Genomic DNA, 18,221 nt, shown 5'->3' on the forward strand with positions numbered 1-18,221 from the left:
GCAGAAAACAATCACGAAAGACTAATATTTTAAGCCAAGCTACGCCTTACCGCATAGAACGAAAGTCGGAGGATTTACAAAACCCCACAAATTTAAGGCTCAGCGCCGTCCTTTTTTGCTCGCCACCTTTTTATTTGCCGCTTTTTTTGGGGGCTTGCTCGCCGCTTTAGGCTTGCCTGCCGCCTTGCCTGCTTTGGCTGGTTTGGCGACCGGCTTGGCTGCGGGTTTCGCGACCTTGCCCGTCTTGCTCCCGAGCGGGGCAGCCTTGGGGGCTGGCGCGGCACGACGCGACGCTGCCGGCAGAGAGGTGGACGTACGAGGACGCGGCGTGCTGCGTCCTTTGCGCGCCCCCTCCTCCTTGATCAGGGTGAAGTCGATCTTGTTGTTTTCAAGATTGACCCGGGCCAGTTTGACGCGCACCCGGTCGCCCAGACGGTAACGCTGCGCGGTCCGTTCGCCCAGCATCTGATGCTTGACGTTGTCGAACTGGAAATAGTCCTCACCCAGTTCGGAAACATGGACCAGGCCTTCGACATACACCGCATCCAGTGCAACAAAAATACCGAAGGAGGTGACGGCCGAGATCGAGCCCTCGAAGGCCTCGCCAATCCGTTCCTTCATGTAGAAACACTTCAGCCAGTTGGTCACATCGCGCGTCGCTTCGTCAGCGCGACGCTCCGTGGCCGAACAGTGCAGACCGATGTCTTCCCAGGATTCATCCGGCGTGTACTTCTTGCCGGCCAGTACCGCCTTGATGGCGCGATGCACCAGGAGGTCGGGATAACGCCGGATCGGCGAAGTGAAGTGCGTGTAGTGCTCATAGGCAAGGCCAAAGTGCCCGACATTGTCCGGGCTGTACATGGCCTGCTTGAGCGAGCGCAGCATGACGGTCTGCAGCAGTTCGAAATCGGGGCGCGGCTTGATTTTTTCGAGCAGCGCGGCATAGTCCTTGGCCGTAGGCTCCTCGCCGCCCGGCATGTCGAGGCCGAACTCCCCCAGGAAACTGCGCAGATTCTTCAGTTTTTCTTCGCCCGGCGCGGCGTGAATACGGTACAGGTAAACCTGCTTGTGCTCGGCCAGGAACATCGAGGCACAGACGTTGGCCGCCAACATGCATTCTTCAATGATGCGGTGCGCGTCATTGCGTGAAGTCGGGACGATATTCTCGATCTTGCCCTGCTCGTTGAAGAGCATCTGGGTTTCGGTGGTCTCGAAATCAATCGCGCCACGCTTCCAGCGCGCCTGATTGAGCACTTTGAAGAGTTTGTAGAGTTCGTGCAGATGCGGCTGCAGCGCCACATGCACCGGATCCTCCGCCTGCGCCTCGCCCGACAGCCAGGACCAGACCTGGGTATAGGTCAGGCGCGCCTTGGAGCGGAAGACGGCCGGGTAGAACCGATATTCGCGAATTTTGCCGGTCGGCCCGATTTCCATGTCACAGACCATGGCCAGACGGTCGACCTCGGGATTAAGCGAACAAATGCCGTTCGAGAGTTTTTCCGGCAGCATCGGGATGACCCGGCGCGGGAAATACACCGAATTACCACGCGCCTTGGCCTCGACATCGAGGGCCATGCCCGGCTTGACGTAATGCGACACATCGGCGATCGCCACAACGAGCCGCCAGCAACGGCCCTGCTTGGCGCAATAGACGGCATCGTCGAAATCACGCGCCGTCTCGCCATCGATGGTCACCAGCGGCAAATCGCGCAGATCTTCCCGTCCCTTGTGATCGGTTTTCTTGACCTTGTCCGGCACCGCCTCGTTCTCGGCCAGCGCCGCCGAGGAAAACTCGAAGGGCAGGTCGTGCTTGCGCAAGGCGATCTCGATCTCCATGCCGGGATCGGCATAGTTGCCGAGCACTTCGCTGATCCGGCCGATCGGCTGCGAATAGCGGGTCGGCTGTTCGATGATATCCACCATCACCACCTGCCCGGACTGCACCTTCAGCTTGGACTTGCGATCCGCCGGAATCAGGATGTCCTGACCAATCCGGCGATTCTCGGGCACCACGAAGATCACCCCGTGCTCGACGAACACACGGCCGACCACACGGGTATTGGCGCGCTCGGTCACCTCGACAATATTGCCTTCAGGCCGCCCCTTGCGGTCAATCCCCATGACGCGCACCAGCGCACGGTCACCATGCAGGACCTTGGCCATCTGATGCTGCTCGAGAAAGATGTCGGCACTGCCGTCATCCGGAATCAGGAATCCATACCCCTCCGGATGCCCCTGAATCTTGCCGGCAATCAGGCTGGCCCGCTCCGGCACGATGTACGCATCCTTGCGGTTCTTCATCAACTGCCCTTCCCGCTCCATCGCCTTCAGACGACGCAGGAAAAGATCACGCTCGGCCGTGGTGATATCGAGGCGCTCGACCAACTCTTCGAAACTCAAGGGCTGAGCGGCCTCGGCCATGACCTGCAGAATGTATTCACGGGAAGGCAGGGGAAATTCGTAACGTTCCAGTTCCCGTGCCAGGAAGGGGTCCGCCTTACGGACCTTGGTAAGCTTTTTTCTTGACATCCGGACATTATCCCCTATAATTTGCGCTCTTCGCACCTGTGCCCAGGTGGCGGAATTGGTAGACGCACTAGTTTCAGGTACTAGCGCTTAACGGCGTGGAGGTTCGAGTCCTCTCCTGGGCACCACGAATTCAGATCAAAGGCTTCGCATTTGCGAGGCCTTTTTTCTTTTCTGCCTGCCCTCATTTTCGCACATCCTCCAAAAGCAGCCTGTTCCGGCCGCCCGAAAAAAAGCAGTTCACATTTCCCGAGAAATCGATATAATGCGCGCTCTTCACCTGTGCCCAGGTGGCGGAATTGGTAGACGCACTAGTTTCAGGTACTAGCGCTTAGCGGCGTGGAGGTTCGAGTCCTCTCCTGGGCACCACGAATTCAGATCAAAGGCTTCGCAAACGCGAAGCCTTTTTTCTTGGCGCCAGCCGGAGGCCACGACCTCGGAAACAATTGCACACAACTGCAAGACCGATGTCGGTCATCCGGACATGGCAACAGCGCGTTAATCAGGCATGACCGGAAGAACCTGCCCATGAACAAGCGCCTCCTCTCCCTGATTGCCGCCGCCCTGCTTGCCAGCGCAACCCAGCCCGCACTTGCCGACCGGGACCATCACCGCAGTTACCGCTACGGCGGCCACGAGCACCACCATCACCGACACTGGGTTGGCCCCGCGATCACACTGGGCATTGCCGGCGCCGCCATTGGCGCCACGATCTATCAGCAAGCACCCAGCCCACCGCCCCCAGCCTTCATCTATGGCGCGCCCCCACCCAGCCCGCGCATTTGGTATTTCTGCCCCACCGTCGGGCAGTACTATCCTTACATCCAATATTGCCCGGATGGCTGGCAAGCCGTGCCGGCCCGGTAAACGAAAAACGGGCCCACAGGCCCGTGACCTTCAGACAGCCCGTCTTATTTGAACGGGTGCTGCTTCAGGATGGTTTCGTCACGCTCGGGGCCGGTCGACACGATGGCGATCGGCACTTCGCACAGCGCCTCCAGACGATTCAGGTAAGCCTGCGCATTGACCGGCAGGTCTTCCCAACGCTTGACGCGGAAGGTGGTGCCCTCCCAACCCGGCATGGTTTCGTAGATCGGCTCGCAACGGGCGACATCATCGGCACCGATCGGCAACAGATCGATCACCTTGTCGTCCAGCTTGTAGCCGGTGCAGATCTTGATTTCCTTCAGACCGTCGAGCACGTCGAGTTTGGTGATGCACAAACCGGTCAGACCGTTGATACGGGCCGAGCGGCGCAGCAGGGCGGCATCGAACCAGCCGCAGCGGCGCTTGCGGCCAGTCACGGTACCGAACTCCTTGCCCACCGAGAACATCTGGTGGCCCGGCGTGCCTTCGGTATCGATATCCAGCTCGCTCGGGAAAGGACCGCCGCCCACGCGGGTGCAATAGGCCTTGGTGATACCCAGCACGTAGTGCAGCATGCCCGGACCCACGCCGGCGCCCGCAGCCGCCTGGCCGGAAACGCAGTTCGAGGAGGTCACGAAAGGATAGGTCCCGTGGTCGATGTCGAGCAGGGTACCCTGCGCGCCTTCGAACAGCATGTTATGGCCGGCCTTGTTGGCGTCGTAAAGGGCTGCGGACACATCGACGACCATCGGCTTGATGATTTCCGCATCGGCCATGGCCTGATCGTAGACCGCCTGGAAATCGACCGGATCCGCCTTGAAATACTGGGTCAGGACGAAGTTGTGGTAATCCAGGATTTCCTTCAGCTTTTCGGCAAAGCGTTCCGGATGGAAGAGATCGTAGACGCGCAGGCCGCGACGGGACACCTTGTCTTCATAGGTCGGGCCGATCCCCTTGCCGGTCGTGCCGATCTTCTTGTCACCGGCCTTGGCGGCTTCACGTGCTTTGTCGATAGCGGAATGGTACGGCAGGATGATCGGGCAGCCCGGGCTGACCTTCAGGCGCGAACGCACGTCGATGCCGCCCTTTTCCAGCTCGGCAATTTCCGCAATCAGGTGGTGAATGTCGAGCACGACACCGTTGCCGATATAGCAATCAACGCCATCGCGCACGATGCCGGACGGCACGAGATTGAGCTTGTAGACATTGTCGCCCACGACCAGCGTATGGCCGGCGTTATGCCCCCCCTGGAACCGCACCACCCCCTTGGCGTGATCGGTCAGCCAGTCGACGATCTTGCCCTTCCCCTCGTCGCCCCACTGGGTGCCCACCACGATGACATTCTTGGCCATTTCTTAGTCCTCTTGTATTGCTTCAATAATCCATTGCTCGCCCAACCGAACCAGCTTGCGATCGCAACGCGGGCCCTCGCAGGCGAATTCGCCCGGCAGCAGTTCGACGACGATTTCACCCTGCTCACGCAGGGCAGTGATATGGCCGGCAAGCGATGCATCCTTGCCCGCGTAGGGTGCCAGAATGGCACCGGCGGATTTGCCGGCAGGGACCAGACGGGCCACTTCGCGCAAATCCATGGAAAACCCCGTCGCGGCACGCGCACGGCCAAAGGCCTTGCCCACGCCGTCATAACGCCCACCCAGCGCCACTGCGGCGGGGTAGCCATCGCAGTAAGCCGCAAAAATCACGCCGTTATGGTAGTGATAGCTGCGTAGGTCAGACAAATCAAACGACAGCGGCAAACCCGGCGCCTGTTCAGCCACGTGACGCAGGCTTTCCAGGGCGGCACGAATGGCCGGCAGGTCGGGCAGCACACGGGCCGCCTCGTCGAGCACGCCGGCATCACCATAGAGCGCCGGCAAACGCAGCAACGCCTCACGCCACGGCGCAGCCACATGCGCGGTCGCCTCGGCCAGGCCGGTCGCATCCTTGGATTGCAGCAGGCTCAGTACACTTTCTTCCGCCTCGGGCGGCAGGCCGGCAGCCTCCGCCAAAGCACGGAAAATCCCGACATGGCCGAGATCGATACGACGAATCGGCAGACGAATGGCCTCGAAGGCCCCCGCCATCAGGCGGATGACTTCAAGATCTGCCTCGATACCCGCGTAACCGTACAACTCGGCGCCCACCTGGACCGGCTCTCGGCTGGCAGAAATGGTGGCCGGCAAGGTATGCAGGACGCTGTCGCAATAGCACAGGCGCGTCACACCCTGATGATTGAGCAGGTGCGCATCGATCCGCGCCGCCTGGGTCGTCATGTCGGCACGGATGCCGAGGGTGCGCCCGGAAAGCTGATCGACGAGCTTGAAGGTCCGGAGTTTCAGATCCTGCCCGGAACCGGTGAGCAGGGAATCCAGATACTCCAGCATCGGCGGCATGACAAACTCGAAACCGCGCACGCGAAAATGATCAAGCAACTTGCGGCGCAAGCCCTCGATACGGCCAGCCTCATGCGGCAAGGCATCGGCAATGTATTCAGGTAACAGCCAGTTCATGAAAAGACCATGAGCAGGACGAGGCCGATGATCATCGACGTCAAGCCGACGAAACGGATCTGCCCGTCCGAGAATTGAATAAGGCGGCGGAAGGTTTCCCGCCACGCCGCCGGCGCAACAAAGGGCATCAGACCTTCCAGCACCAGCATCAGTGCGAAGGCCAGGAGCAGCGTCGAGGTCATTTGCCCTTTTCGTTTCCGCGACCGCTGTGCTTCATGTACTTGAAGAAGTCCGAATTCGGTTCGACGACCAGCACATCGTTCTTGCTCTTGAAGCTGCTGCGATAGGCCTCGAGGCTGCGGTAGAAGGCATAGAACTCCGCATTCTGACCGAAAGCCGCACCGTAGATCGCGGTCGCCTTGGCATCGCCCTCACCCTTCAGCTTCTGGGCATCGCGATAGGCTTCAGCAATGATGACTTCGCGCTGACGATCGGCATCGGCACGGATTTTTTCAGCCTCGGCAGCACCTTCGGAACGCAGTTCGTTGGCCACGCGCTTGCGCTCGGCTTCCATGCGACGGAAGACGGCATCGCTGACCTCGGTAGGCAACTCAACGCGCTTCAGACGGACATCGACAATTTCGACACCGATCTTGCGGGCATCGGCATCCGCCTTTTCGCGCATCTTGTCCATGATCTTGTCACGCTCGCCGGACACCACGTCATGCACGGTCCGCTTGCCGAATTCTTCACGCAAACCGGCGTTGACCGTCTGATTCAGGCGGGTACGGGCACGCGACTCATCGCCGCCGACCGAAATGTAATAAAGCTTGGGATCGACAATCCGCCACTTGATATAGGAGTCGACCAGAACGTTCTTCTTCTCGGAGGTGATGAAACGCTCCGGCTCGGCGTTATCCAGCGTGATGATGCGCTTTTCGAAATAACGCACATTCTGGATCATCGGCACCTTGAAGCTCATCCCCGGCTCGGTGATGACCTGCTTGACTTCACCCAACTGGAAAACCAGCGCGTACTGGCGCTGATCAACCGTGAAGATGGACATGGCAAGAATCAGCAGCGCCGCTGCAACAACGCCGCCAGCTACATGAATACGCGAGCTCATCAACGCCCCTCCCGATCACGCGAACGCAGCGATCCCTCGCGCGAACCGGATGAATATGCACCCCCACCGACCTTCGGTGCGGCCTCAACCTGCGGCGGCACCTCGCCACCCAGCGGCGTGCCGTTACGCACCGGCGCATTGGTCACACCCTCCGCCGGCGCGGCGCCGGCAACAGCAGGCACCGCACCCGCCTGCATCAGCTTGTCGAGCGGCAAATAGAGCAGATTGCCCTGCCCCTTTGCATCGACCATCACCTTGCTGGTGTTGCTGAAAATCTGCTGCATGGTGTCGAGATACATGCGTTGGCGCGTCACTTCCGGGGCCTTCGCATACTCGGTGACAACCTGCTTGAAGCGGGAGGCATCCCCCTCGGCAGAAGCGATCACGCGGGAGCGATAACCTTCCGCCTCTTCCATCAGACGGGCCGCCGTCCCCTTGGCTTTCGGAATGACGTCATTGGCATAGGCCTGACCTTCATTCTTCTGACGCTCACGATCCTGCCCCGCTTTCACGGCATCATCAAAAGCGGCCTGCACCTGCTCCGGCGGCTGGGCATTCTGCATCGTCACCTTGGAAATCAGGATGCCGCTCTTGTAGCGATCGAGAATGTCCTGCATCAGCTTGGCGGCCTGGGTTGCAATCTGCTCGCGGCCTTCATAGAGCACGAAATCCATCTTGCTCTTGCCGACAATCTCGCGCACCGCCGTTTCGGCCGCGCCCATGACCGCTTCGTCCGGATGACGGTTGTTGAACAGATATTCAACCGGATCCTTCAGGATGTACTGCACGGCAAACTGGATGTTCACGATGTTCTCGTCATCGGTGAGCATCAGGGCTTCTTTCAGCACCTTGTTGCGTTCGCTGCCGCGATAACCGATTTCGATCGTGCGCACCCCATTCAGGTTAACCAGTTCGTGTGACTGGATCGGGTAGGGCAAGCGCCAGCGCAAACCCGGCTCGGTGGTTTCCTTGAAACTGCCGAACTGGAGCACGACACCGCGCTGAGAGGCATCAACGATATAAAACCCGGAGGCCAGCCAGACTACGGCCACCAATCCGGCCAGCAAGCCAAGGCCGCTACCGACGAAGCGTGGATTGAAATCGATGTTCGGCATGCGTGGACCGTCGCCCCCGCCACCGTTGCCGCCGCCACCGTTCTTTTTACCCAGAACACCGGACAGCTTGTTATTGAAATCCCGCCACAACTCTTCCAGGTCGGGAGGCCCATCGTTGGGACGCCGGGAACCGCCCGGCTTGTCGTTGTCATTGCCGCCGCGATTCCCCCACTGCGGGTCATTCAGCGACATGAAGATACCTAGAGTTGGGATCATGGGTCTCGGGAATCAGTTAATGTAATCGTCAAGAAACTCGCGCTCGGCTTCTTCAATCGCCTTCTGGCGCGCCTCAGCCTTGGCTCTGGCGTATTCGGCCACGGTTTCCCGTAAATGTTCCAAACCTTCACCAGTGCGCGCACTCAGACGGACGCGCGCGATATTACCATACTCGCCTCGATCCACCCCGGGCGAGGCCTCGGTCAGATCGATCTTGTTCCAGACGATGACCTGCTCAACCTGATCAGCACCGATCTCGGCCAGAACCTTGTTCACCTCGGTAATCTGCTCGTCACGCGCATGGCTGGCACTATCCACCACATGCAGCAGGAGGTCCGCATCCGTCGCAACCTCCAGCGTGGCGTGGAAGGCATCGACCAGCGCATGCGGCAGATCCCGGATAAAACCCACCGTATCCGAAATCACGACATTACCCGCGCCCTCGATCCAGAGTTTGCGTGAGGTGGTATCCAGGGTGGCAAACAACTGGTTGGCCGCATAGACGCCGGCGCGGGTCAGGGCATTGAACAGGGTCGACTTACCTGCATTGGTATAGCCGACCAGTGAGACGGTGAGCATGTTGCCCCGTGTCCGGGCCTTACGCTGCACATGACGCTGACGCGCCAGTTTGGCCAGGCGCTCCTTGAGCAACTTGACCCGTTTTCCAAGGAGGCGACGATCTGTCTCAAGCTGGGTTTCGCCGGGCCCGCGCATACCGATCCCGCCCCGCTGACGCTCCAGGTGAGTCCAGCCCCGCACCAGGCGGGTCGACAAATGCTCCAGCTGCGCCAGCTCGACCTGAAGCTTGCCCTCTGCGCTCGCAGCACGCAAAGCAAAAATATCCAGGATCAGGCTGGTACGGTCGACAACACGACACTTGAGTTCACGCTCGAGGTTGCGCTGCTGCGCCGGTGAAAGCTCGTGATTGAACACCACCAGATCGGACTGGGTGGCGGCGATCATGGCCGCCACTTCATCGACCTTGCCCTTGCCTGCATAGGTTTTCGGATCGGGCGCCTGGCGCCGCCCGGTGACTTCGGCTGCGACAATGCCACCGGCCGATTCGACCAGCAGACGTACTTCTTCCAGTTGATCGGCGAGATCCATCTGGCCGAAGTCGAGCTGAACGAGCACCGCACGTTCACCGGCGGCGGGTCGTTCCATCATGGGCGTATCCTGAAAAGAGAAAAGGCCCGCCGCACCGGGCGGGCCAAATGGTGCGGCGGATTACTCCGCAGCCTGTTCCTGCTGGAGGTTGACCGGGCGGGCCGGGACAACCGTGGAGATGGCGTGCTTGTACACCATCTGGGTAACCGTGTTCTTCAAGAGCACGACGTACTGGTCAAAAGATTCAACCTGGCCCTGCAATTTGATCCCGTTTACCAGGTAAATTGAAACGGGAACATGTTCGCGACGCAGCGCGTTAAGGAAGGGGTCTTGTAAAAGTTGCCCTTTGTTGCTCATGGTGTGGACTCCATGTGTGTTGTTATGAGTGGCCTAATGTACAGAAAAAAGCGCGCAATGCCAAAACATTTACCGCTTATTTCTTCCCCTTGTCCGCAAACGGATTATTGCTGGTCACGAACTGGATACGCAGCGGCGTACCTTGCAGCTTGAAAGCTTCCCGGAAGGTGTGTTCGAGATAACGCTTGTAGCTGTCACCAATATGATCGACGGCATTGCCGTGAATCACGATGATCGGTGGATTGGAGCCCCCCTGGTGCGCGTAACGCGGCTTCGGACGGAAGACGTTATGCTTGGGCGGCGCCTGACGCGCCACGGCATCGGCCAGCACGCGGGTCAGGCGCGGCGTGGACATCTTGGTCATGGCGGCGGCGTAGGCCGAATCGACCGACTTGAACAGATTGCCCAGACCGACGTTCTCACGTGCGGAAATGAAGTGGAACTTGGCGAAATCCAGGAATTTCAACTTGCGCTGCAGCATCAGACGCGTTTGTTCGCGCACGTACGGATCGAGGCCGTCCCACTTGTTGACCGCAACGACCAGCGCCTTGCCGGATTGCACGATGAAATCGGCAATATGGGCATCCTGATCGGAAACATCGGCTTGTGCATCGACCATCAGGATGGCAACGTTCGCATCTTCAACCGCCTGCAGGGTCTTGATGACCGAGAATTTCTCGATGGCATCGAACACCTTGCCGCGCTTGCGCATACCGGCGGTATCAACAAGTACATATTTGCGACCATCCCGCTCGAAATCGATCTCGATCGAATCGCGGGTCGTACCCGGCGCATCGAAGGCGATGACGCGCTCTTCGCCCAGCAGGGTATTGATCAGCGTGGACTTGCCAACGTTGGGACGCCCCACGATGGCAACGCGGGTGGCATCGGAGTGCCACTCATCGTCTTCCGGCTCGGGGAAGGGTTCCAGCGCCAGTTCGATGATGCCGCGGACGCCTTCGCCATGGGAGGCAGACATCGCATTCGGCTCACCCAGACCGAGTTCATGGAACTCGGCCTCAACCATGCCGTGATTCATGCCTTCCGCCTTGTTGACCGCAACCAGCACCGGGCGGTTGATGCAACGCAGCTTGTTGGCAATTTCCTTGTCGTGCGGCGTCAGGCCGGTCCGGCCATCGACGACGAAAATCACGGCATCGGCTTCTGCAATGGCCTGCTCTGTCTGGCGGGCCATCTCATGGAGGATACCCTCCTTGACGAGCGGCTCGAAACCACCGGTATCGACCACCAGAAAAGGCTTTTTGCCCAGACGACCATGACCATAATGGCGATCGCGGGTCAGGCCCGGCAGATCGGCCACAATCGCATCACGCGACTTGGTCAAGCGGTTGAAGAGCGTGGATTTGCCGACGTTAGGCCGGCCAACTAGAACAATAGTGGGTTTCATTGCGCCTCGATTGCGCTGACATAACCGCCGGCCGTCTGGACCACCAGACCGCCGCCGAGGCCCTGCGGCTGGCTACGGATGGGATCGCCGTCGGTTTTCTGGCGAGCGACAAAACTGCCGTCCTCGCGAGAGAGAAAATGGACGATGCCTTCGGCATCGGCAACCGCCACGAGACCACGGCGGACGACCGGGCCTGAAACGCGACGATTGAGCAACTTGTCCTGCTTCCAGAGGCTGCTCCCCGACAAACGATCGAGGGCATACACCGCGCCCTTGTCATCCGTCACGAAGAGATAGCGGCCATCCAGCGCCAGACCATTGGACGAGGAAATATCGCGCGACCAGACCATGGCCCCGCCCTGCCCCATGTCAAAGCAGGCCACTCGGCCCTGAAAAGCGGCCGCACAAATCTGTCGACCGTCGACCACGGGCGATGCCACGATGTCAGCCACCCGGTCCAGTTCCGTCGCCCCCTTGGGCAGGGCAACCGCACCCTCCCAGACCGGCGCGCCATTCTGAAGCCCCAGGGCCACCAGCTTACCCCCTGGGAAGCCTACAAACAGGTAGCGGTCGGCAAATACCGGCGAACCCGCACCGCGCACAGACAGCGAGGGCGTGGCACGCTGATAGACCCACTTGCGGCTACCGTTGTTTGCATCGAAGAGGAAGACCGAGTTATCACCGCTCTTCACAGCCACACCGTCATCGCCGATTACCGGCGCAGCCAACACCTCGCTCGAGACACGGGCCGACCACAACGGTTTGCCATCGTCGGCCGCGAAGGCCAGCACCTCGCCCTTCGGCGTCGCCACAATGACACGCTGCGCATCAGCCGCCACCCCGGCGGACAGCCCCGGCGCTGCCTTGACCTTCCAGACAACCCGACCGTCCTCAATCCGGCTCAGCGCACCTTCCGCGCCGGCAACGTAAACCACATTACCCACCACGGCCGGCGTGAATATGTAATCAGCCGCCTTGCCTGCCTTGGCCGACCACAGAACACGGACCTCCGTCGACGCCTTGAAGGGCTGCAAAGCGGCCATCTTCGGCGCGGACGAGGAGAACGGATTCAGCGAGTCCAGGGTAGAACATCCAGCCATCAGGCCGGCAATCACCATCAAGGAAAGCAGGCGACGGGAAATCATCATGCGGCCTCGCCCAGGCTATCCAGTTTCTGCTGGAGCAATTCACGGGTCGGACCGGCTTTGTCGGTCATCTTGTCGAGTGCCGCCTTGTACGCGGCCTTGGCATCAGCACCCTTGCCCTGCGCTGCCAGAATATCGCCTTTGAGCTCAAGGAAACGGGTATCAAACGCCGGTGCATGAGCCGCCTCCAGATGCTTCAGGGCCTGATCGTAGGCCTTCTCGTCGAGTTGCACCGCAGCCAGGCGCAGACGCGCCAGATCACGGACCTCGTCCTTGCCATTCTCGACGGCCCAGGTCAGCTGAGCGGTGGCGGTCTTCAGGTCGCCCGCCTCAAAGGACTGGCGTGCAGCGACCAGCGCCCCCATGCCGGCATAAGCGGTACCGCCGAATTTTTCGGCCAATTCACCGGCAGCCGCCTTCACTTTTTGCGCATCACGCGCCGCTACAGCCTGCTCCAGCACACCGTAAATGGCGGAAGCCTGAGCAGCCTGGCCACGCTGATGCCAGTTCCAACCCTGCCACCCAACAACGGCGACTGCACCGGCCACCACCACACCCGTGATGAGGTTGCCGTACATGTTCCACCAGGTTTTCAGGGAATCAATCTGTTCCTGTTCTTCGAGGTCGTAATGCGCCATGCCCTTATTCCTCTTCGTCCGAATCGATCAGTTGGCCGATGATGGCTTCCGCCAGATCATCCACCTTCAATTTAAGCTGCGCCGCACCTTCTTCGCGCAGGAATTTCAGTTGGGCCTCGCCCGTTGCGGCTTCATCATCGCCGATCACGACGGCAAAGGTTGCGCCACTGCCGTCGGCTTTCTTCATCTGTGACTTGAAGGAACCGCCGCCGCAATGCAACAGCACATCGATGCCCTGATCGCGCAGACCTTCCGCCACGCGGAACGCCAGCCGCGAGGCCTGTTCGCCCTGATGCACAACATACACATCCGGCGCAGGCGCCGCCGGCTCACCGCCAGACTCCTTGATCAGCGCAATCAAACGCTCGACACCCATGGCGAAACCGCAGGCCGGCGTTGCTTTGCCGCCCAGTTGGCCGACCAGGCCGTCGTAGCGACCACCAGCACAGACCGTACCCTGCGCGCCCAACTTGTCGGTCACCCATTCGAAGACCGTCAGGTTGTAGTAGTCGAGACCGCGCACCAGGCGGGGATTGACCGTATAAGGCACGCCTGCGTCCTTCAGGACTTGCTGCACCCCTTCAAAGTGAGCCAGGGATTCTGCCCCCAGATAATCGATCAGTTTCGGCGCTTGCGCACACATTTCCTGCAAGGCGGGATTCTTGGTATCCAGAATGCGCAGGGGATTGGTGTAGAGGCGACGCTTGGCGTCCTCATCGAGGATGTCCTGATAGCGCTCGAAGTAGGCGATCAGGGCGGCGCGGTGCTGAGCGCGCTCTTCCGGCTGACCCAGACTATTGATCTGCAGTTCGATGCCATCCAGACCGAGGTCATCCCACAAGCGGGCGCCCATCAGAATCATTTCGGCATCGATATCCGGCCCGGCGAAGCCGATGGACTCGACCCCGACCTGATGAAACTGGCGATAACGGCCTTTTTGCGGGCGCTCGTGACGGAACATCTGGCCGATGTAGTACAAGCGACGCGGAATCTGATTCGCCAGACCGTGCTGAATCACGGCACGAACGCACCCGGCCGTCCCTTCCGGACGCAAGGTCAGCTGTTCGCCGTTCAGGCTGTCCTCGAAAGAGTACATTTCCTTCTCGACGATATCCGTCACTTCGCCAATGGCGCGCTTGAACAGCGGCGTCGGCTCAACGATCGGCATGCGGATCGGACGATAACCGTAGCTCTTCAGCCAGGAACGTACGGTTTCTTCAAAAACTTCCCAAAATTCGGCTTCATCCGGGAGGATGTCATTCATCCCGCGCACGGACTGGAGGGTCTGGCTCATGCTTGCAGTTTCTTCTTGTAAGTGCGCTGGACGTAGCGCTCGATGATGTCCTTGAACTCGGCGGAGATGTTGTCGCCCTTCAAGGTGACGGTTTTGACGCCATCTTCGTAAACCGGTGCAGACGGGGCCTCGCCGGTACCCGGCAAGGAAATCCCGATATTGGCGTGCTTGGATTCCCCCGGCCCGTTCACGATGCAGCCCATGACGGCCAGCGTCATGTTCTCGGCACCATCGTACTGCAGCTTCCACTCGGGCATGCGGGCACGGACAAAATCCTGCACATCACCGGCCAGTTCCTGGAAGAAGGTGGAGGTCGTCCGGCCACACCCCGGGCAGGCTGCAACCATCGGGGTAAAGGCACGCAAGCCCATGGTCTGCAGGATTTCCTGCGCCACGATGACTTCCTGTGCGCGCGAACCGCCCGGCTCCGGCGTCAGGGAAACGCGGATCGTGTCGCCGATCCCTTCCTGCAACAGAACGGAAAGGGCGGCGGTCGACGCGACAATGCCTTTGGATCCCATGCCGGCTTCGGTGAGCCCCAGATGGAGCGCATAGTCGGCACGCTTTGCGAGTTCGCGGTAAATGGCGATCAGATCCTGCACGCTGGACACCTTGCAGGACAGGATGATCTTGTCGCCGGCCAAGCCGACTTCCTCAGCCTTCGCAGCAGACTCCAGCGCCGAAGTCACCATGGCGTGACGCATCATCTCGGTCGCATCCAGCGGCTGCGGTCGACGCGAATTTTCGTCCATAATCCGGGCCAGCAGTTCCTGATCCAGGCTGCCCCAATTCACGCCGATGCGCACCGGCTTGTCATAACGACAGGCCAGCTCGACCATCTGCGCAAACTGCTCATCCTTCTTTTTGCCGAAACCGACATTACCCGGATTGATCCGGTACTTGGCCAGGGCTTCGGCACAAGCCGGATGTTCGGTCAGCAAACGGTGACCGTTGTAGTGAAAATCCCCGATCAACGGCACGTTGCAGTTCATCTTGTCGAGATGATCACGAATGTGCGGTACGGCTGCAGCCGCTTCCAGGGTATTCACCGTGATCCGGACCAGTTCGGAACCGGCACGCGCCAGTTCGGCACACTGAATGGCGGTTGCCAGATAGTCAGCGGTGTCGGTATTGGTCATGGACTGGACCACGACCGGGGCGCTGCCGCCCAGACGGACATGGCCAATCGCCGTCGCACGCGTCAAGCGCTTGCCAGGATGCGTCATGTATTACTCCAGAACCAGGCGCGCCACATCGCCCCGCGTATGGGGCGCCAAGTCAATCGGCTGGCCACGCCAGAACAGACGAACGCCGGGCGCATAGCCAATCACGAGGGAGAACGGCCCTTCGCCGGCCACCTGTTGCTCGCTGCCCATACCGTTACGCTGAGAAAAAATCACTTTATTGCTGCGATCCCGGACTTCAATCCAGGATTCCTTATCAAAAACGAAGCGCAAGGGTGCAGCCTCCAGGGCGGGCGGAGCTACCATTTCAGCCTGCGGATTCAACACCTGCTGCGGCGTCGTCCCAGGCGGAAGAACGGGATCCTGAGCGGTCGTTTCGGCGGCAGGCACCGGCTCCTCCTTACGGGAGAGCGAATCGAGCGCCCCCTGCAAGCCCTCTCGCCAAGCACTCAGATCATCCGGCAAGGCAATGTACACGACCGCAGCCAAAGCCACCGCAACCAAACCGCTCAGCACGACATTGCGATCGCGGCGGGACAATCCCCGGCCGGTTGTCGGCAGGACAGCGGCGCCGGATTCAACGACATCCAGACTGGTTTTGGGCTTAACCAGGGTCCGATCGAGACTGGCCATCAATTCAGCCGCATCAAGCTCGACCAGGCGGGCGTAATTGCGCACGAAACCACGGATGAAGGTATGTCCAGGCAAGGCCTCCCAATTCCCATCCTCGAGCGCCTCGACCTGCCGGGCTCCGAGTTTCAGTGTGTTGGCAATATCATGCAGGGAGAGTGAACGCGCCTCACGGGCGGCACGCAGACGCGCCCCCACGCTGGGGCCTGCTTCCGCAGGAGAAATCGGCTGCTCGACAAGCACCTCGGTGTATTGCTCACTCATTCAAAATTGCCCTTGAGGAATTCCTGATACTCCGGCGAGGTCGGATAACGATTGCGGAGTTGGGTCGCATGGGTGGCCTCCGCCGCCCGGTTGCCCAGACGCCGTTCGAGACGCAGCGCCAGCCACAACATTTCCGCACTGGGCGGATCAATCGCCTTCATCGTCTCTGCCAGATAAATACGGGACTCACTGAGATTGCCCCGACGGTAGAGCAAGTCAGCCAGATGGAAGCGCGCCAGATAAGCACCGTCACGCCCCACCCGGATTGCATTCAGCAAATAGCCCTGTGCGGCATCCAGATCGCCGGCACGAATCGAACACATCCCGGCATTCGTATAGGCGTGCCACGGCGTTTCATAGAGCGGATCCCTGAGCGCCTGGACGAAATAGTTCACGGACTGTTTGGCCCGCCCCGTCTGACAGAGAAACCAACCATAGTTGTTATTCACTTCGGGGTCGCGCGGCGCAATTTCCAGGGCGCGACGAAAATCGGCGTCCGCCTTGGCATCCTCTTTCAGATGGGCATGCACCAGACCACGCATGCTGTAGGCCGGCGCATACGCGGAGTCTGCCTCCAACGCGATCTTCAGCTCATCCAGCGCCGCCCCCATATGGGCGGCCTCGAAATACGCCGCCCCCAGTTCGGTATGGACCCGAGCGCGCGAACGCGCATCGGAGGCCGACATGCGCGCCCCGCCCTCATAAGACGACTGGGCAAAACTCCCGACACTGGTCAGCAGCACACACACCGACAAGCAGATCCGCCACACCACCTTGCTCATGAGTGCTCCTCACGCAAAGGAATCACGCGTCCGGCCGTACGCCGGGTCTTATCCTTGACCTGACCGGCCAACTGGCCACAGGCCGCATCGATATCATCGCCTCGCGTCTTGCGCGTTGTCGTCACGATACCCGCCTGCATCAGGATATCGGCAAAACGCCGCACCCGCTCAGCGGCGGAACGACGGAACGGCGACCCCGGGAAGGGATTGAAGGGAATCAGGTTGAATTTGCACGGCACATGGCGCACCAGCCCCAGCAACTCGCGGGCATGCGCATCCGTATCGTTGATGCCGTCAATCATCGTGTATTCGAACGTCACGAAATCGCGCGGCGCTTTTTCGAGATAGCGCTGACACGCCGCCATCAGTTCCTTGAGCGGATATTTCTGGTTGATCGGCACCAGTTGGTCGCGCAGCGCATCGTTCGGCGCATGCAGGGACACTGCCAGGGCCACCGGACATTCTTCACGCAGCCGATCCATGACTGGGACCAGGCCGGACGTCGACACCGTCACACGACGACGTGACAGACCGTATGCATGATCGTCCAGCATCAGTCGCAAAGCCGCGACCGTGTTCTCAAAGTTGGCCAGGGGCTCGCCCATGCCCATCATGACGACATTGGAAATCACCCGCTCATCACCGTGCACGACGCCCAGCGCATTGTTGGCCTGCCAAAGCTGGCCGATGATTTCCGATACCGTCAGGTTACGGTTAAAACCCTGCTTTCCGGTCGAACAGAATGCGCAATCCAGCGCACACCCTGCCTGAGTGGAAATACAGAGGGTCCCCCGATCATCCTCGGGGATGAAGACGGTTTCAACGGCATTACCGTTGCCGACATCAATCAGGAATTTGCGCGTACCGTCATCCGACAACTTATCGGACACGACAGCAGGCGGGGCCACGACCGCCCTTGCCTTGAGCTTCTCGCGAAGGCTCTTGGCAATGTCGGTCATGGCGTCGAAGTCCGCCACACCGGATCGATGCATCCAGCGCAACACCTGTTTCGCCCGGAAAGGCTTTTCACCCTGTTCGGCAAACCAGGCGGTCAGGCCATCGGCATCGAAATCCAGCAGATTGACGGTCATCGCTTTAAACGTCTACGCAGA

Annotated in this window: 17 protein-coding genes and 2 tRNA genes; 3 read left to right on the plus strand and 16 right to left on the minus strand. The window is 60.2% G+C overall.

All coding sequences use genetic code 11. The features are described from left to right. Window positions 1-99: 99 nt before the first annotated feature. Window positions 100-2,529 carry a ribonuclease R gene (gene rnr, locus AACO21_RS05410; RefSeq protein ID WP_346191484.1) on the minus strand — a complete coding sequence of 810 codons (2,430 nt, stop codon included), beginning with the start codon at window positions 2,527-2,529 and terminating at the stop codon, window positions 100-102. Window positions 2,530-2,569: 40 nt separating this feature from the next. Here rnr and AACO21_RS05415 point away from each other — a divergent pair. The 3 genes from AACO21_RS05415 (at window position 2,570) to AACO21_RS05425 (ending at window position 3,393) form a co-directional block, all read left to right on the plus strand. Then, window positions 2,570-2,654, plus strand: a tRNA-Leu gene (locus AACO21_RS05415). Window positions 2,655-2,810: 156 nt separating this feature from the next. Beyond that, window positions 2,811-2,895 (plus strand) — tRNA-Leu (locus AACO21_RS05420). 159 nt (window positions 2,896-3,054) lie between these two features. Next, on the plus strand, window positions 3,055-3,393 hold the full coding sequence (locus tag AACO21_RS05425) for a hypothetical protein (RefSeq protein WP_346191485.1): 339 nt from the start codon (window positions 3,055-3,057) through the stop codon (window positions 3,391-3,393). Window positions 3,394-3,437: 44 nt separating this feature from the next. Here the strand turns inward: AACO21_RS05425 and AACO21_RS05430 are convergent, their stop codons facing one another. The 15 genes from AACO21_RS05430 to rlmN form a co-directional block, all read right to left on the minus strand. Beyond that, on the minus strand, window positions 3,438-4,745 hold the full coding sequence (locus AACO21_RS05430) for an adenylosuccinate synthase (protein WP_346191486.1): 1,308 nt from the start codon (window positions 4,743-4,745) through the stop codon (window positions 3,438-3,440). A 3-nt stretch (window positions 4,746-4,748) separates the two neighbouring features. Continuing rightward, window positions 4,749-5,903: an ATP phosphoribosyltransferase regulatory subunit gene (locus tag AACO21_RS05435; RefSeq protein ID WP_346191487.1), complete on the minus strand. Its 1,155-nt coding sequence runs from the start codon at window positions 5,901-5,903 to the stop codon at window positions 4,749-4,751. Then, window positions 5,900-6,085 carry a DUF2065 domain-containing protein gene (locus AACO21_RS05440; RefSeq protein WP_346191488.1) on the minus strand — a complete coding sequence of 62 codons (186 nt, stop codon included), beginning with the start codon at window positions 6,083-6,085 and terminating at the stop codon, window positions 5,900-5,902. The genes AACO21_RS05435 and AACO21_RS05440 overlap by 4 nt, the downstream gene beginning before the upstream one ends. Next, window positions 6,082-6,969, minus strand: a complete 888-nt coding sequence (hflC, locus tag AACO21_RS05445; protein WP_346191489.1) for a protease modulator HflC — start codon at window positions 6,967-6,969, stop codon at window positions 6,082-6,084. The genes AACO21_RS05440 and hflC overlap by 4 nt, the downstream gene beginning before the upstream one ends. Further along, window positions 6,969-8,276, minus strand: coding sequence for an FtsH protease activity modulator HflK (hflK, locus tag AACO21_RS05450; RefSeq protein WP_346191490.1), 1,308 nt, complete (start codon window positions 8,274-8,276; stop codon window positions 6,969-6,971). The genes hflC and hflK overlap by 1 nt, the downstream gene beginning before the upstream one ends. Window positions 8,277-8,312: 36 nt before the next feature. Further along, on the minus strand, window positions 8,313-9,467 hold the full coding sequence (gene hflX / locus AACO21_RS05455; protein ID WP_346191491.1) for a GTPase HflX: 1,155 nt from the start codon (window positions 9,465-9,467) through the stop codon (window positions 8,313-8,315). A gap of 60 nt (window positions 9,468-9,527) precedes the next feature. Beyond that, complete coding sequence (gene hfq, locus AACO21_RS05460; protein WP_011288708.1) at window positions 9,528-9,764, minus strand: RNA chaperone Hfq; 237 nt, start codon at window positions 9,762-9,764, stop codon at window positions 9,528-9,530. Window positions 9,765-9,840: 76 nt separating this feature from the next. Continuing rightward, the gene (der, locus tag AACO21_RS05465) at window positions 9,841-11,172 is read right to left on the minus strand and encodes a ribosome biogenesis GTPase Der (protein ID WP_346191492.1); all 1,332 of its coding nucleotides are present in this window, start codon (window positions 11,170-11,172) and stop codon (window positions 9,841-9,843) included. Next, on the minus strand, window positions 11,169-12,320 hold the full coding sequence (bamB, locus tag AACO21_RS05470; RefSeq protein WP_346191493.1) for an outer membrane protein assembly factor BamB: 1,152 nt from the start codon (window positions 12,318-12,320) through the stop codon (window positions 11,169-11,171). Before bamB ends, der begins: the two co-directional genes overlap by 4 nt. Next, window positions 12,317-12,955 (minus strand): tetratricopeptide repeat protein, encoded by a 639-nt coding sequence (locus AACO21_RS05475; protein ID WP_346191494.1) that lies wholly within the window; start codon window positions 12,953-12,955, stop codon window positions 12,317-12,319. The genes bamB and AACO21_RS05475 overlap by 4 nt, the downstream gene beginning before the upstream one ends. Window positions 12,956-12,959: 4 nt before the next feature. Further along, a complete protein-coding gene (hisS, locus tag AACO21_RS05480) occupies window positions 12,960-14,249 on the minus strand; it encodes a histidine--tRNA ligase (RefSeq protein WP_346191495.1) in 1,290 nt (429 codons plus the stop codon). Further along, window positions 14,246-15,475 carry a flavodoxin-dependent (E)-4-hydroxy-3-methylbut-2-enyl-diphosphate synthase gene (gene ispG / locus AACO21_RS05485; protein ID WP_346191496.1) on the minus strand — a complete coding sequence of 410 codons (1,230 nt, stop codon included), beginning with the start codon at window positions 15,473-15,475 and terminating at the stop codon, window positions 14,246-14,248. Before ispG ends, hisS begins: the two co-directional genes overlap by 4 nt. A gap of 3 nt (window positions 15,476-15,478) precedes the next feature. Next, entirely contained in the window at window positions 15,479-16,327 is an 849-nt protein-coding gene (locus AACO21_RS05490; RefSeq protein WP_346191497.1) for a helix-turn-helix domain-containing protein, read from the minus strand. After that, complete coding sequence (pilW, locus tag AACO21_RS05495) at window positions 16,324-17,109, minus strand: type IV pilus biogenesis/stability protein PilW (RefSeq protein ID WP_346191498.1); 786 nt, start codon at window positions 17,107-17,109, stop codon at window positions 16,324-16,326. Before pilW ends, AACO21_RS05490 begins: the two co-directional genes overlap by 4 nt. After that, on the minus strand, window positions 17,106-18,200 hold the full coding sequence (gene rlmN, locus AACO21_RS05500) for a 23S rRNA (adenine(2503)-C(2))-methyltransferase RlmN (protein ID WP_346191499.1): 1,095 nt from the start codon (window positions 18,198-18,200) through the stop codon (window positions 17,106-17,108). The genes pilW and rlmN overlap by 4 nt, the downstream gene beginning before the upstream one ends. Window positions 18,201-18,221 lie beyond the last annotated feature (21 nt).

The organism is Dechloromonas sp. ZS-1, assembly GCF_039649255.1.
GTDB lineage: Bacteria > Pseudomonadota > Gammaproteobacteria > Burkholderiales > Rhodocyclaceae > Azonexus.

What these genes read in the sequence shown, in the direction of transcription:
- rnr (WP_346191484.1), bottom strand. Translation starts at nt 2,529, where the DNA reads ATGTCAAGAAAAAAGCTTACCAAGGTCCGTAAGGCGGACCCCTTCCTG.
- AACO21_RS05425 (WP_346191485.1), top strand. Translation starts at nt 3,055, where the DNA reads ATGAACAAGCGCCTCCTCTCCCTGATTGCCGCCGCCCTGCTTGCCAGC.
- AACO21_RS05430 (WP_346191486.1), bottom strand. Translation starts at nt 4,745, where the DNA reads ATGGCCAAGAATGTCATCGTGGTGGGCACCCAGTGGGGCGACGAGGGG.
- AACO21_RS05435 (WP_346191487.1), bottom strand. Translation starts at nt 5,903, where the DNA reads ATGAACTGGCTGTTACCTGAATACATTGCCGATGCCTTGCCGCATGAG.
- AACO21_RS05440 (WP_346191488.1), bottom strand. Translation starts at nt 6,085, where the DNA reads ATGACCTCGACGCTGCTCCTGGCCTTCGCACTGATGCTGGTGCTGGAA.
- hflC (WP_346191489.1), bottom strand. Translation starts at nt 6,969, where the DNA reads ATGAGCTCGCGTATTCATGTAGCTGGCGGCGTTGTTGCAGCGGCGCTG.
- hflK (WP_346191490.1), bottom strand. Translation starts at nt 8,276, where the DNA reads ATGTCGCTGAATGACCCGCAGTGGGGGAATCGCGGCGGCAATGACAAC.
- hflX (WP_346191491.1), bottom strand. Translation starts at nt 9,467, where the DNA reads ATGATGGAACGACCCGCCGCCGGTGAACGTGCGGTGCTCGTTCAGCTC.
- hfq (WP_011288708.1), bottom strand. Translation starts at nt 9,764, where the DNA reads ATGAGCAACAAAGGGCAACTTTTACAAGACCCCTTCCTTAACGCGCTG.
- der (WP_346191492.1), bottom strand. Translation starts at nt 11,172, where the DNA reads ATGAAACCCACTATTGTTCTAGTTGGCCGGCCTAACGTCGGCAAATCC.
- bamB (WP_346191493.1), bottom strand. Translation starts at nt 12,320, where the DNA reads ATGATGATTTCCCGTCGCCTGCTTTCCTTGATGGTGATTGCCGGCCTG.
- AACO21_RS05475 (WP_346191494.1), bottom strand. Translation starts at nt 12,955, where the DNA reads ATGGCGCATTACGACCTCGAAGAACAGGAACAGATTGATTCCCTGAAA.
- hisS (WP_346191495.1), bottom strand. Translation starts at nt 14,249, where the DNA reads ATGAGCCAGACCCTCCAGTCCGTGCGCGGGATGAATGACATCCTCCCG.
- ispG (WP_346191496.1), bottom strand. Translation starts at nt 15,475, where the DNA reads ATGACGCATCCTGGCAAGCGCTTGACGCGTGCGACGGCGATTGGCCAT.
- AACO21_RS05490 (WP_346191497.1), bottom strand. Translation starts at nt 16,327, where the DNA reads ATGAGTGAGCAATACACCGAGGTGCTTGTCGAGCAGCCGATTTCTCCT.
- pilW (WP_346191498.1), bottom strand. Translation starts at nt 17,109, where the DNA reads ATGAGCAAGGTGGTGTGGCGGATCTGCTTGTCGGTGTGTGTGCTGCTG.
- rlmN (WP_346191499.1), bottom strand. Translation starts at nt 18,200, where the DNA reads ATGACCGTCAATCTGCTGGATTTCGATGCCGATGGCCTGACCGCCTGG.